The organism is Caballeronia sp. KNU42, assembly GCF_053760385.1.
Genome location: NZ_CM132388.1, coordinates 1,991,467 through 2,004,966, shown reverse-complemented (window position 1 = coordinate 2,004,966; position 13,500 = coordinate 1,991,467). Strand labels below are relative to the sequence as shown.

Annotated in this window: 10 protein-coding genes; 9 read left to right on the top strand and 1 reads right to left on the bottom strand. The window is 61.4% G+C overall.

From position 1 onward, the window contains the following. The first annotated feature begins 148 nt into the window (after positions 1-148). The 9 genes from ACSOSP_RS08995 to ACSOSP_RS08955 all read left to right on the top strand — a co-directional run bounded on the left by ACSOSP_RS08995 (position 149) and on the right by ACSOSP_RS08955 (position 12,362). Positions 149-604 carry a low molecular weight protein-tyrosine-phosphatase gene (locus tag ACSOSP_RS08995; RefSeq protein ID WP_455310693.1) on the top strand — a complete coding sequence of 152 codons (456 nt, stop codon included), beginning with the start codon at positions 149-151 and terminating at the stop codon, positions 602-604. Continuing rightward, positions 598-1,773: a polysaccharide biosynthesis/export family protein gene (locus ACSOSP_RS08990; RefSeq protein WP_455310692.1), complete on the top strand. Its 1,176-nt coding sequence runs from the start codon at positions 598-600 to the stop codon at positions 1,771-1,773. Before ACSOSP_RS08995 ends, ACSOSP_RS08990 begins: the two co-directional genes overlap by 7 nt. A gap of 43 nt (positions 1,774-1,816) precedes the next feature. Beyond that, complete coding sequence (locus ACSOSP_RS08985) at positions 1,817-4,042, top strand: polysaccharide biosynthesis tyrosine autokinase (RefSeq protein ID WP_455310903.1); 2,226 nt, start codon at positions 1,817-1,819, stop codon at positions 4,040-4,042. An 18-nt stretch (positions 4,043-4,060) separates the two neighbouring features. Next, on the top strand, positions 4,061-5,059 hold the full coding sequence (locus ACSOSP_RS08980) for a glycosyltransferase family 2 protein (RefSeq protein ID WP_455310691.1): 999 nt from the start codon (positions 4,061-4,063) through the stop codon (positions 5,057-5,059). 56 nt (positions 5,060-5,115) lie between these two features. Next, entirely contained in the window at positions 5,116-6,258 is a 1,143-nt protein-coding gene (locus tag ACSOSP_RS08975; protein ID WP_455310690.1) for a glycosyltransferase family 4 protein, read from the top strand. 3 nt (positions 6,259-6,261) lie between these two features. After that, positions 6,262-7,791 (top strand): glucose-6-phosphate isomerase, encoded by a 1,530-nt coding sequence (locus ACSOSP_RS08970; protein WP_455310689.1) that lies wholly within the window; start codon positions 6,262-6,264, stop codon positions 7,789-7,791. Then, entirely contained in the window at positions 7,788-9,065 is a 1,278-nt protein-coding gene (locus ACSOSP_RS08965; protein WP_455310688.1) for a glycosyltransferase family 4 protein, read from the top strand. Before ACSOSP_RS08970 ends, ACSOSP_RS08965 begins: the two co-directional genes overlap by 4 nt. A 52-nt stretch (positions 9,066-9,117) precedes the next feature. Beyond that, positions 9,118-10,278, top strand: a complete 1,161-nt coding sequence (locus ACSOSP_RS08960; RefSeq protein WP_455310687.1) for a glycosyltransferase family 4 protein — start codon at positions 9,118-9,120, stop codon at positions 10,276-10,278. Positions 10,279-11,390: 1,112 nt separating this feature from the next. Beyond that, positions 11,391-12,362: a LysR family transcriptional regulator gene (locus ACSOSP_RS08955; protein ID WP_455310686.1), complete on the top strand. Its 972-nt coding sequence runs from the start codon at positions 11,391-11,393 to the stop codon at positions 12,360-12,362. Here ACSOSP_RS08955 and ACSOSP_RS08950 read toward each other — a convergent pair. After that, positions 12,352-13,332, bottom strand: a complete 981-nt coding sequence (locus ACSOSP_RS08950) for a GDP-mannose 4,6-dehydratase (protein ID WP_455310685.1) — start codon at positions 13,330-13,332, stop codon at positions 12,352-12,354. The two genes, ACSOSP_RS08955 and ACSOSP_RS08950, sit on opposite strands and share 11 nt — an antisense overlap. Positions 13,333-13,500 lie beyond the last annotated feature (168 nt).

The following is a 13,500-nucleotide window of genomic DNA, read 5'->3' as shown; positions in this document are numbered from 1 at the left end:
AGCAGGCTCCAATAAGCAGGCTTCAGAGAGTAAAAGGCCAGCACGATTAGCTGGTCATTAAAACGATATCGACACACCAGGCGCGGCAAGCGCGGCTTCGGTTGAGGGACCCGATGCCGCGACCGCGTCGTTTTAACGGATACAACCTATGTTTCGACGCGTCTTGATTGTCTGCCATGCGAACGTCTGCCGAAGCCCTGCCGCGGAAATGCTGTTCCGCGCGCATGCCGGCAAGCTGGCGGGGCAGGATACGAGATGCCCGATCGAATTCCGCTCTGCCGGCCTTTTTGCGAAAGAAGGCCGCGACATCGATCCAACGATGTACCGCTTGCTGGCGGAGCGCGATGTCGATCCATCGGGACACTCCGCGCGCCGGCTCGACGAGTCCATGGCGCGCGCAGCCGAGTTGATTCTCGTGCCCGAAAGGCAGCAAATTGCCGCGATTGAACAGATGGCGCCGCACACACGCGGCAAGGTCCATCTGCTCGGCAAGTGGGAAGACTCTGAAGTGGCCGATCCGTACGGCGGCCACGAAGTTGCCTATCGCGAGAGCTTCGGGCTAATTGAACGTCTGGTCCAGGGATGGCTGAATAAAATATGGTGAACCGGTCTCTAGCTTTATCTGTTTCCGTGGTCTTTTCGCTGACGACTTTTTTGTCGGCTTGTGGCGCCTTGCCAGGTTACAACCTGGACACGTCGCGCCTTAAGGATTCCGACCCCGCGCCGACCGCGACCTACCCCGTGCACCTGATCACGGCGGACGTGATCATGCAGCAGAACCGCCCGGGTCCGGCAGCGGCGCTGCCGCCCACGCGTTTTGCGGATCCGGCGCAATACGTGTATCGCCTGGCGCCGCAGGACGTGGTCGGCATCACGATCTGGGATCACCCGGAGCTGACCACGCAGCAGGGGCAGACCATGTCGGCGGGCGGCAACACCACGCAAACGATCGCCGGTGCGCTCGCGCAGCCGTACACCACGGCGTTGCCCGGACAGGCCGATCCGTTCGGGCAGACGGTCGCGCCTGACGGCACGATCTACTTCCCGTTCGTCGGCAAGATCCACGTTGCGGGCAAGACGGCCGGCGAGATGCGCGATCAGCTCGCAGCGGGTTTGTCGCCGTACCTGAAGAAGCCGCAAGTCGATGTTCGCGTGCTTGCGTATCGCAGCCAGAAGGTTTCAGTGACCGGCGAGGTGAAGACCCCCGGACCGCTCGCGATGAGCGATGTGCCGCTCACGCTGGTCGATGCAATCGCACGCTCGGGTGGCACGAACGCCGACGCTGATCTGCAGCGCGTGCGTCTCACGCGCAACGGCAAGCTCTACGTGCTCGACGCCGACGGCGTGCTTGATCGTGGCGAGATTTCGCAGAACGTGATGCTGCAGTCGGGTGACATCGTGAACGTGCCGGATCGTACCGACAGCCGCGTGTTCGTGATGGGCGAAGTCAAGACGCCGCTGCCGGTTTCCATGTTGAAGGGCCGCCTGACGATTGCCGATGCGCTGACGCAAGCCGGCGGCATCCTGGATACCGACGCGAACGCACGGGCAATCTACGTGGTGCGCGGCGCGCGTGACAAGCCGGCAACGCCCGAGATCTACCGGCTCGATCTGACGCAACCGGATTCACTGCTGCTGTCCGCGCAATTCCAGCTTCACCCGCTCGACGTGGTGTATGTGGGCACGGCCGGCGCCGTCCAGTTCAACCGTATGGTCAACCAGGTTCTGCCGACCTTGCAGACACTCTTCTACCTGAAGGAACTGACGCGATGAACGCTTTTCAGATCGTCGAATGCCTCAAACCAACCGGGGTTGAATCGTGAGCACGCCAGCACATTCCTATCAGGGCAAGACCGAAGAAGAGGACGTCGTCCTCGGCCAGTTGCTGCAGGTGGTCCTCGACGACATCTGGTGGATGATCGGTACCGCGGTGTTCATCATTCTCGCCGCGGCCGCGTACTGCTACGTCGCAAAGCCAGTCTATTCCGCCGATGCGCACGTTCGCGTGGAGCAGTCCGACAACACGTCGCAAGCGCTCACGCAGACGCAGACGGGCGCAACCATCGGCAATTCGTCGGGCGCGCTGCCGACCGACGCCGAGATCGAGATGATCAAGAGCCGGGGTGTGGTCGCGCCGGTCATCGAGCAGTGCAAGCTCAACTTCTCGGTGAGCCCGGTGACCATACCGGTGCTCGGCAGCATTGCGGCACGGCTCGCCACGCCGGGAGTACCGGGTAAGCCCTGGCTCGGCATGACGTCGTATGCGTGGGGCGGTGAAGAGGCCACGGTCGATTCAATTGAAGTGGTCCAGGCGCTGGAAGGCGTGAAGATGACCATGACGGCGCTTGGCAACAACCGCTACTCGCTGGCGACGCCTGAAGGTGTGCCGTTGCTCGAAGGCCGTGTGGGTGAGATGGCGAAGGGCAATGGCGTATCCATCAATGTCACGAAACTGGTGGCGCGTCCCGGTACGCGCTTCGAGGTGCTACGGGCCAATGACCTCGATGCCATCGCCGCATTTCAGTCGGGCATTACGGTCGTCGAGCAAGGCAAGTCGACAGGCGTGATCCAGATCTCGCTCGAGAACGGCGACCCGGCGCGTGCTGCTGAAATTGCCAATGCGCTAGCCAATTCGTATTTGCTTCAGCACATTGAAAGCAAGCAGGCCGATGCGGAAAAAATGCTCGCGTTCCTGAAGAGCGAACAACCGCGGCTCAAGGGTGACCTCGAGCATGCGGAAGCCGCGCTGACGGAATATCAAAGCAAGTCCGGTTCGATCAACGCAAGCGACGAAGCGAAGGTCTACCTCGAAGGCAGTATCACCTACGAGGCACAGATTTCCGCATTGAAGCTTCAGATCGCGACATTGGACCAGCGCTTCGAAAGCAGCCATCCTGCGCTTATCGTCGCGCAGCAGCAGCTCAGCCAACTCGAAGCCGAACGTGCGCGCTTCAGCGAGCGCTTCAAGAATCTTCCGGCATCCGAAGTAAAAGCCGTATCGCTGCAACGCGATGCGAAGGTGGCCGAAGACATCTACGTGCTGCTGCTCAATCGCGTACAGGAACTGTCGGTGCAGAAGGCGGGGACGGGCGGCAACGTGCATATCGTCGATGCCGCGCTGCGCCCGGGTGCGCCGGTCAAGCCGAAGAAATTCCTCATCATGTCGGCGGCCGTGATTCTCGGGCTGATCCTCGGGACTGGCCTCGTGTTCCTGCGCCGCGCCATGTTCAACGGCATCGTGGATCCGGACAAGGTCGAGCGCCTGGCAGGGTTGCCGCTGGTCGGCCTCATTCCCATGAGCACGGAGCAGGTGAAGCTCGATGCGGAAGCGAAGCGCACAGAGCGTGATCGAGACCGTGTCTCACCCATTCTCGCGACCATGCGTCCGAACGATGTCTGCGTGGAAATCATGCGCAGCCTGCGTACGTCGCTGCAGTTCACGCTGATGGAAGCGCGCAATCATACGGTGATGCTGACGGGCCCGGCGTCGGGTGTCGGCAAGAGCTTTCTCGCGGTGAACCTCGCTGTGTTGCTTGCGGCGTCGGGCAAGAAGGTGCTGCTGATCGACGGCGATATGCGGCGCGGCAAGCTGGAACGTTCGTTTGGTCTGGAGCGTGCGAACGGCCTGGCTGAATTGCTGGCCGGCACGATCGGACTCGAGCAGGCCATCCGCACCACGCGCACGCCGTTCCTGAGTTTCATGCCTGCGGGCAAGCGTCCGGAGAATCCGTCGGAGCTGCTGATGTCGCCGCGCCTGCAGCAATATCTTGATGGCCTGGGCCGCGTGTATGACGTGGTTTTCATCGATACCCCGCCGGTGCTTGCTGTCACGGATGCATCGATTATCGGCAAGCTTTCGGGGACGAACTTCCTCGTGATGCGCTCGGGTGCGCACAACGAAATGGAGATCTCCGATGCCATCCGGCGCTTGCGTTCAGCGGGTATTCCGCTGCATGGCGCAATCATGAACGGCATGCCGGCACGTTCGCGTGGCTATAGCCGCGGACACTATGCAGCGGTTGAAGACTACTTGAATGTTTGAACCCGAGCGGAGCGCTGCATGACATCGACCCTTACCATTTCCGTGATGGTGCCGACATATCGTCGTCCCGCCGACCTGAAGCGTTGCCTCGACGCGTTGCGCGCTCAGGCGCGTCCGGCGGATGAAGTGCTGGTCGTCGCGCGTCCCGAAGACGACGCGACGCATCGCGCGCTCGAAACAGAGCTGGCCGCGAACAATCCGTTCCTGCTGCGCGTGATCGAGACGGGGCTGGGCGGACAGGTCGCGGCGCTGAACCGCGGGCTCGATGCGGCGCGCTGCGACATCATCGCGATCACTGACGACGACGCCGCGCCGCGCGTCGACTGGCTGGCGCGAATTGATCAAGCCTTCAGCAATGATCAAACGCTGGGTGCGCTCGGCGGCCGTGACTGGGTGTTCGAACGCGGCGCGCTGCTCGATGGCGAGCGCTCGGAAGTCGGCGTGATCCGCCGCACCGGCAAGATCTGCGGCAACCATCATCTGGGTGTGGGCGCGCCGCGAACGGTCTTGATGCTCAAGGGCGCGAACATGATTTATCGACGCTCGGCAGTAGGCGGATTGCGCTTCGATACCCGTCTGCGCGGCAAGGGCGCCCAACACGGCAACGACCTTTCGTTCAGCCTGAGCGTGCAGCGCACCGGCTGGAAGATGGTCTACGATCCGCGCGTCGCGGTCGATCATTTCCCCGCTGAACGTTTCGACGACAACGGCCGCGATGTCCAAACGCTGGGCGCGCTTTCGGACACCGCGTACAACGTGCATCTGGTGCTGCGCGAGCATCTGGGTCCGGTAGCGCGGCATGTGGCGTGGTACTGGTACGCCGCCATCGGTACTCGCGCGATGCCCGGCTTCGCGCATGTCCTGCTCGCGCTTGCACGCACTCGCGATGCAGCCTGCTGGACGCGTTACCGTGCGATGCGCCGGGGCGCTCGCGACGCTCGCCGCGACGCGCAGCACGAGCCCGCAGCCTATGCGCTCGCCATGCGCGAGCGCACCGATGGCGCGAAAGCCGCATGAGCCGCGTAGCGCGGGTCAGGAACCCGCAACATCACGGCGACGCGGAGGTTTCCCGTATGCAAGCGACCAAGGTCAATGTGCATTTGTTCTATGGCGCGGACCCGCGGTTTTATCGCAAAGGGGAGAACATCGGCTGCCTGTACGGTTACCACCACGCAGAGTCTCCTGAACTCACGCTGACGTATTCGCGCGACAAGCCTGAGAATAAATTCGTGCGGCTCGCACGGCGTGGATTGAAGGAGGCGCTCGGCTTCGACTTCATTCATACGTGGCGCAATCGTGAGGAAATTCTCAACGCCGATGTCGTCTGGACGCATACCGAGGCCGAGCATTTATCGGCGGCGCTGCTGCTGCTCTTGAAGGGCCGCGCTCGCGGCAATCCGATGTTGCTCGCGCAAAGCGTGTGGCTCGTCGACAAGTGGGCGGGTTACGGTGCGCTCCGGAAGTGGGTCTACAAGAAGCTGCTCGCACGTGCCGATGTCCTGACTACGCACGCGAGCGAGAATGCGCAAATGGCGCGTGAATATTTCAAGCGCGACGTGGAGCAGGTGTTCTACGGCATCAATCCGATCGACTTTCCATTGCAGGAGCCGACGGCCTGGCAACCGCATGCGCCGGTGCGGATCGCGGCAATCGGCAACGATCGCGATCGCGACTGGGAGTCGCTTGTCCAGGCGTTCCGGCAGAATCCGGTGCATGAAGTGCGGATTGCGACGCGTCGACGGGTATCGAAAGCGCTGCATGCAAGCAATGTGAAGATCGCGCCGGCAGTCGGCTTGAAAGCGGCGCGTGAACTCTATGACTGGGCCGATGTGATCGTGGTGCCGCTGCACCCAAACTCGCATGTGTCCGGGATAACGGTCGTGCTCGAAGCGGTGGCGCTGGGCAAGCCCGTGATCGTCTCCGATGTCGGGTCCTTGCGCGATTACTTTGGACCGGAGCATGTGTCCTATGTACCGCCGCACGACGTGCCCGCGTTGCAGCGCGCGCTCGCCAGCATAGTCGCCAATCCCGCACTCGCACTCGAACGTGCACAGGCGGCGAGCCGTCACTTCGCTGCACGCGATTACACGACGCGCCAGTTCGCGATGCAGCATGTGCGCCTCACGCAGGAGTTCTTGAAGACGCGGCACATGGACGTACCGGCACGCGCTTCAGAAACCGCGCTGCATGTCGCGCCTCAACGCCGGGTGAACTGATCCATGAGCACCCCAGCCGTTCCCCGCACGCCGAAGTATCTGGCCGATCTGATCGAGAACGGTGGCAAGCCCCTGCGCGCCGGTTTCCTTGGCCTGTTCCGCGACGACCCGAAACATTGGGTGCCGCAGACCGGCTTCTGGATGTTCACGCTGTTGCTCATCCTCGCGCATCAGGGAACGGCGCTGACGTACGGGTTCCCGGCCATGGCGACGGCTGTCGGCTTATGGCTGTACTTCAAGAGTCCCGCGCGTTACATCGGCTTCGTCTGGTGGCAGTGGTTTCTCAGTCCCGAAGTGCGCAGGCTGGCGGATTTCGCGAAGGGCGGTTTCACGGCCACGAGCCTGATCCAGGTCGCGCCCGTGGTCGTGACCATGATCTGCGCGTTGACGGTGGTTCGGCACTACAAGGTGCTGGCTGAGCGGCGTGGCCTGCCGTTCCTCCTGATCTTCATGGGGCTGGCCTACGCGTACCTGATCGGCGTGATGGCCAACGGCCCGATGGCGGCCACCTATGACCTCGCTGCGTGGCTGTATCCCGTGCTGATCGGCTTTCACATCATGGTCCATGCCCGCGAGTATCCGAAGTACCGCCAGGCGATCCTCGACACGTTCATCTGGGGCATGCTGTTCATGGGCGGCTACGGTCTCGTGCAGTTCTTCCTGATGCCCGCCTGGGACGCCATGTGGATGATCGGTTCGCAGATGGCCTCGCAAGGCGACCCGGTCCGGCTCGGCGTACGCGTGTTCAGCACCATGAATTCATCGGGCCCGTTTGCGCTTGCGATGATGGCCGCGCTCACCTTCACCATGGCCGGCACGCAGAGCGTGCGCTGGGTCGCGGGCGGTCTTGGATTCATCTCGTTCGGCCTGTGCATGGTCCGCTCGACATGGGGCGGCTGGGTCATCGCGATGGTCTTGCAACTACTCAAGGCAAGTAACAAGGTGCGGGTGCGGATCCTGGTCGGCGCGGTGGTGCTGGCGGGACTTTCCGTACCGCTGCTCACCTTCGGGCCGATAGCTGACAAGATGGCCACGCGCTTGCAGTCCATCACCAATCTCAGCGATGACAACAGCTATGCCGCGCGCAACGAGTTCTACGCGTCGTTCGCGAAGACGGCCTTCACCGATGTCTCCGGCGAAGGTTTCGGCGCCACCGGTTCATCGACGAAACTCTCCACGTCCAATGGCGATCTCGGTAAATACGGCAGCTTCGACAGCGGCGTGATGAACGTGCCGTTCGTGCTCGGATGGCCCGGTTCGCTGATGTATATGGCCGGCCTGGGCTTATTGCTCGCACGTGCGTTCCGGGCTTCTTTTTCGCTGCGCGACGACAAATATGCACAGGCTTCCTTGAGCGTTGCGTTTGCGATCGTCGGCATGCTGGTTTTCACGAACACGTTCACGTCTATCGGCGGAATGATCCTTTACATGGGCCTTTGCTCGGTCCTCGCGGCGCGCCATCATCAGCGGCTCGCGCGCCGGCGGGAGCAAGCGCTCTTTGCACACTCCCTCCCTGAAAAGGCACTCCGATGAGAATCGCCATCGTCACTCATGTCGTGCGTCACAACGATGGGCAAGGCCGCGTGAACTACGAGATCGCGCGCGCTGCATTGGCGGAAGGCCATCAGGTCACGCTGCTGGCATCGCACGTCGCGCCTGAACTTGCTTCCGAAGCGCGCTTGCGATGGGTCGCGATCAAGGTCGGACGATTCTGGCCGACCAAGCTTTTCAAGCAGCAGATCTTCGCGTTGAAGACGGGCTTGTGGCTAAAGGCTCACAAGAACGAATACGACGTCCTGCATGTGAACGGGTTTATATCGTGGGCCAAAGCCGATGTGAATACCGCGCACTTCGTGCATGGCGGGTGGCTGCGCAGTCCGTACTATCCGTTTAAGTTGACCGGCGGCTTGTGGTCCGCGTATCAGGTGGTGTATAGCCACGTGAATGCGAAGCTCGAACACTGGGCGTATCAGCGCTCGAAGATCATTGCCGCGGTGTCCGAGAAAGTGGCTATCGAGATTCGCGCGAATGGTGTGGCGGGAGAGCGTATCGAGGTCGTCTATAACGGCGTGGATACGAGCGCGTTCAGCGCGGCCCGGGTGACGGGTGCCGATAGAAAATCGTTCGGACTGCAAGACGATGCCTGCCTGCTGCTGTTCGTTGGCGACCTGCGCACGCCGCGCAAGAATCTGGACACAGTGCTTAAGGCGCTGGTTCAACTTCCTGCCCATGTCCAGCTGGTGGTGGCGGGTTATCTCCCGGGCAGTCCTTACCCCGAGGAAGCGAAGGCGCTGGGCATTGCGGATCGCGTGCATTTCCTGGGGCTGGTGAAGAACATGCCCACGCTGATGCATTCCGTCGACGCCTTCGTGTTCCCATCGCGTTACGAAGCGATGAGCCTCTCGCTGCTGGAAGCGCTCGCGGCGGGTCTGCCGATCATTACCGCGAAGACGGCGGGCGGGGCGGAGATTATCGGTACTGACTGCGGCATTGTGCTTGAGGATCCTGACGATGCTGCCGCGCTCGCGGGTGCGATTACCCGGCTTGCTGATGCACCTGAGCGGCGTCGCGAAATGGGTGAAGCGTCGAGGCTGTTAGCGGATCATTTTGGCTGGGCGCGCATGGCGCGGCGGTATCTGGATCTGTATCGCGGTTTTGCGAATCAGGCCGGCGCAGCGGCTTCCGGTGAAGCGCAGGCGGAGGGCGGAGCCGCTAAAGCGGCGGCGCTGACGAACAGCGCGACGATCAGTGCCCGCCATGCGGTGCTGACTGACATTTCAAACGAATCAAACGCATCGCCAGTATGAGCAAGATGGCGGTTGTCGTTATTCATCAACAATTTCGATCGGGGTCGTGGATATGAGCACGCAAGCCATCAAGTCGCTGCAAATTGGAATGCACTGGTTTCCGGAGCGCGCGGGCGGTTTGGACCGCATGTATCACACGTTGGTCGGCGCGTTGCCGGGTGCGGGCGTCACGGTGCGTGGCGTGGTCGCGGGATCGGCGCGGGTGGCGGCCGACACGGAGGGCGCGATTCACGGCTTCGGTCCGGCGGCGCAGTCGTTGCCGCGCCGCTTGATGGCGGCGCGCCGGGCGTTGCGGGCGTCGTTGAGCCGTGAGCGGCCCGATGTGGTGTCGTCGCACTTTGCGCTTTATACCTTCCCGGGTCTCGATGTCACGCGCGGCATTCCGCAGGTCTCGCATTTCCAGGGGCCGTGGGCGGACGAGAGCCATGTTGAGGGCGCCGATTCGCTCGGTCAGCGGACCAAGCGGATGCTTGAGCAGCGGGTGTATGCGCGTTCGTCGCGGTTGATCGTATTGTCGGAGGCGTTTGGGGAGATATTGCGGACGCGTTATGCGATTCCTGCGGAGCGGATTCGGGTGGTGCCGGGGTGTGTCGATGTCTCGCAGTTCAATGTGCCGCTGAGCCGTTCCGATGCGCGTCGCCGGCTTCAGTTGCCGCTGGACCGGCCGGTGGTGCTTGCGGTGCGTCGGCTGGTCAGGCGGATGGGGCTTGAAGATCTGATTGAAGCGATGAAGCGTGTGAAGGCTAAGCAACCGGATGTGTTGCTGTTGATCGCGGGGAAGGGGCGTCTTGCGGAAGAGTTGCAGGGGCGCATTACGGATGCGGGTCTTGATGACAATGTCCGGCTGCTTGGTTTTGTGCCTGACCGGCATTTGGCGGCGCTGTATCGTGCGGCGGATGTGAGTATTGTGCCGACGGTTGCGCTGGAGGGATTTGGGTTGATTACGGTGGAGTCGCTGGCTTCGGGGACGCCGGTGCTGGTGACGCCGGTGGGGGGGTTGCCGGAGGCGGTTGCGCCGTTATCGGCGAATTTGGTTTTGCCGTCGACGGGGGTGGATGCTATTGCCGATGGCTTGATCGGTGCGCTGGATGGTTCGTTGAAATTGCCGACGGAGCAGGAGTGCCGGATCTATGCGCGGGAGAATTTCGATACGCCGGTGATCGCCAAGCGCGTGGCGGCGGTTTATAGCGAAGCGATTGATTTAGGGCGTTGATTTTCGTTTGCACTCGGGGGTGGGGTTGGTGCTCAGGTTGCCAGGTTCTTGCGTTGGCGGTCGGGGTTAGTGCTCAGGTTGCCAGGTTCTTGCGTTAGCGGTCGGAGTCATTGCCGGGTTGCTGCTTCCAAGGTTAGTGGTCTGCTTAGGTTACCTAATTTATTTATCACTATTAGCCACTGCGCGTGGCGGCGCGTCATTTCTTTGTCCAAAGCGACAAAGAAACGAAGCAAAGAAAGCGCTTTCAAAACGCGGGCTCATAAGTTGACCTAGCGTGCACTTTGTGCGTTTTTGGCACCCCAAAAGCACGGTGCTCGCCAGAACCACCGATGTGTGAAACCCTCCTTCTCGCGAATTCTTACACGCACACGCTTCGCCCCGTACGCTCTCGGGCAAGCACGCTTGCCAAGAAACTCGCACGGCATCACGCGTATTTGGCGCTACGACTCTTCATGGGTTAGCTGCTTGGTTGGCATGATCGGCCCGGTTATTTTTTGACGTTAGGGCCTCATCTATCCGAGCACCTTGTTTCGAGGCGGGTTGGCGACGTGGTTCGGCGTGCGTACAAATTCGGTGGATGGTTTTTCGCGGATAGCGCGGGGTGCCCCTTTTGCAGGTTCAGTCACTGGTGGCGAAGCGTGTGGGTATCGGTGTTCGGAGAAGGAGGGTTTCACACATCCGTGGCTCTGGCGAGCACCGTGCTTTTGGGGTGCCAAAAACGTGGAAACTGCACGCTGGGTCAACTTATGGGCCCGCGTTTTGAAAGCGCTTTCTTTGCTTCGTTTCTTTGTCGCTTTGGACAAAGAAATGACGCGCCGCCACGCGCAGTGGCTAAAAGTGATGAAGAAATTAGCCAACTCATGCAGACCACTAACCTGGGAAGCAGCAACCCGGCATTGACTCCGACCGCTAACCCCGGAACCCACCCCCCCGGCACTGACCCCGACCGCTAACCCTGAAACCCACCACCGCGGCATCAACCCCGCCCCCCAAACCCCCCCATGCCCCGTCCAAGCAGAACCTCCCCAAACCGTCGTACTATCCCCCTTTAGGCCCGCGCAGCAGCAAAAAAGCCAGATACCTGACATCTGCGGGCCAGAAGGACTCCTGGCATGGACCGTTTTCTAGCAATGAAAGTCTTCGTTCGCGTGGTCGAGAGCGGCAGCTTTTCCAAGGCCGCCGATGCATTACGCCTGCCCGCCGCAAGCGTCTCCCGCACCGTCCAGGCACTCGAAGCGCACCTCGGCGCACGCCTCCTGAACCGCACCACACGCAGCATCAGCATCACCGAAGACGGCGAGATCTACTTCGAGCGATGCGTGCGAGTACTCGGCGAAGTCGACGACATGGAGTCCGCCCTGTCACGCTCCAAGCTGAGCCCCAAAGGCACCGTGCGCGTCAGCCTGCCCGCGCTCATGGCAAAGAGCACGATCATTTCCGCACTCCCCGAGTTCTTCGCAGCCTACCCGGATATCCGCGTGGAAATGAGCTTGACCGACAAGCAAGTCGACATCATCGAAGCCGGCGTGGATTGCGTAATCCGCGTAGGCGCAGTCGGCGATATCGGCCTGGTGGCAAAGCAGATCGGCCGCTATTCCCAAGTCACTGCGGCAGCACCGTCGTATATCGAGAAATATGGCGAACCCAAAACGCTCGAGGATCTCGAGCACCACATGTGCGTCGATTATCTGGTGAGCAAGACCGGCCGCGTCAGAAGCTGGGAGTTCGTCGTGGGCGGCGAAACCAGGACCATTCCGCTCAAGGCGCTACTGGCGGTCAATGACGCGGATTCGTATGTGGAATGCGGCCTCGCCGGCCTCGGGCTGATTCAGGCGTCGAGCTATACGCTGTCGTCATATCTGGAAAGCGGCGCACTGAGGGAAGTGCTGCGGGCGTATCCGTCGTATCCGCGCGTGGTGTCGATCCTGTATGCAGCGAACCGGCATCAGCCACGGCGAGTGAAGGTGTTCATAGAATGGATCGCGGAGATCTATAAACGGCAGTCGTCACTGCAAGTAGCCGCAGATGATCTGGTCTCCGGCCATACCGTACACGCCGATCACGCGAACCACGTCACGTCCTGACAACTGCGGCGCCCTGCACGGCTTTACTCTCGACCTGCGCGCGTGCATGTTTGAACATCCACTCGAGCGTGTCGTAGATAGGGGTCGTGGGCACGCTGCCAATCGCGCGCCGCAGCTTGGCGTTTGACCCGACCAGCTTCGCAATTTCATTGCGCCGCATGAAGCGTGGGTCGACGAAGATATCGATCTTGTACTCCGCGATACGCTCCATCATGGTCAGGATTTCGCCAAGCGAATGGCCGGTGCCCGAACACGTATTGAAGGCCTCGCCCGCGGGCGCGATTTCCAGCAGCCGTGTATAGATTTCGACGATATCGCGGACATCGGAGAAATCGCGGCTCACGGCCATGTTGCCAAGCGACATGCGTGCTTCATGACGCGCGTGATGATTGACGATCTTCGGCAACAGGAAGTCTTCGCTCTGGCCAACGCCGGTGTAATTGAACGGGCGCGTAAAAAAGACGGGCAGGCGGTCGAGCCACAAGCGCGCCATGTTCTCCATGGCGAGCTTGCTCACCGCATAGTCGTTGCCGGGATTCAGCGGCACGTTTTCGTCGATGACTTCCACGTCCGCATTGCCATACACATTCGATGTACTCGCCATCAGCACGGCGCGCGGTTTCTTGTCGAGCTGCGACAACGCCTCGAGCAGATTGCGCGAGCCCATGATGTTGACCAGATAACTTTGCGTGGGCGGGTTGCCCGTGACGTGCGCGAGACCGGCAAGATGAACGACGACATCGGGCTGGGCGTCGCTCACGCACGCACGCACCGCGTCGAGATCAAGCAGGTTGACCGGCACGCCAGTCGTGCCGGGCACGGCGGGCTCGAACGCGGGCGAAGTCGTGCCCCACACGTCGTACCCTTCGTCCAGCAGACGTGCGGCCAAGTGGCGTCCGGTAAAGCCCGAAAGACCCGTGATGAGAGCGCGACGGCGTACGCCGCCGTCAGGATGTTTTTTGTCGTTCATTGCGCTTGATGTCTGCGGCGGCCGTTTCGCAAAGGGTTGCCGCACAAAGGGTTGCCGCATTAAGGGAATGATTCTGCATGCCTTGTCCGGTGACGCCAGTTACTTGCCGATTTCCAACAGCATAGCCGCCAATTGATGGAATCCATCACCAAACGGCATTCAGCATGA

Bases quoted from the DNA above. Each gene is read 5' to 3' on its own strand.
- ACSOSP_RS08995 (WP_455310693.1), top strand. From the start codon at position 149: ATGTTTCGACGCGTCTTGATTGTCTGCCATGCGAACGTCTGCCGAAGC.
- ACSOSP_RS08990 (WP_455310692.1), top strand. From the start codon at position 598: ATGGTGAACCGGTCTCTAGCTTTATCTGTTTCCGTGGTCTTTTCGCTG.
- ACSOSP_RS08980 (WP_455310691.1), top strand. From the start codon at position 4,061: ATGACATCGACCCTTACCATTTCCGTGATGGTGCCGACATATCGTCGT.
- ACSOSP_RS08975 (WP_455310690.1), top strand. From the start codon at position 5,116: ATGCAAGCGACCAAGGTCAATGTGCATTTGTTCTATGGCGCGGACCCG.
- ACSOSP_RS08970 (WP_455310689.1), top strand. From the start codon at position 6,262: ATGAGCACCCCAGCCGTTCCCCGCACGCCGAAGTATCTGGCCGATCTG.
- ACSOSP_RS08965 (WP_455310688.1), top strand. From the start codon at position 7,788: ATGAGAATCGCCATCGTCACTCATGTCGTGCGTCACAACGATGGGCAA.
- ACSOSP_RS08960 (WP_455310687.1), top strand. From the start codon at position 9,118: ATGAGCACGCAAGCCATCAAGTCGCTGCAAATTGGAATGCACTGGTTT.
- ACSOSP_RS08955 (WP_455310686.1), top strand. From the start codon at position 11,391: ATGGACCGTTTTCTAGCAATGAAAGTCTTCGTTCGCGTGGTCGAGAGC.
- ACSOSP_RS08950 (WP_455310685.1), bottom strand. From the start codon at position 13,332: ATGAACGACAAAAAACATCCTGACGGCGGCGTACGCCGTCGCGCTCTC.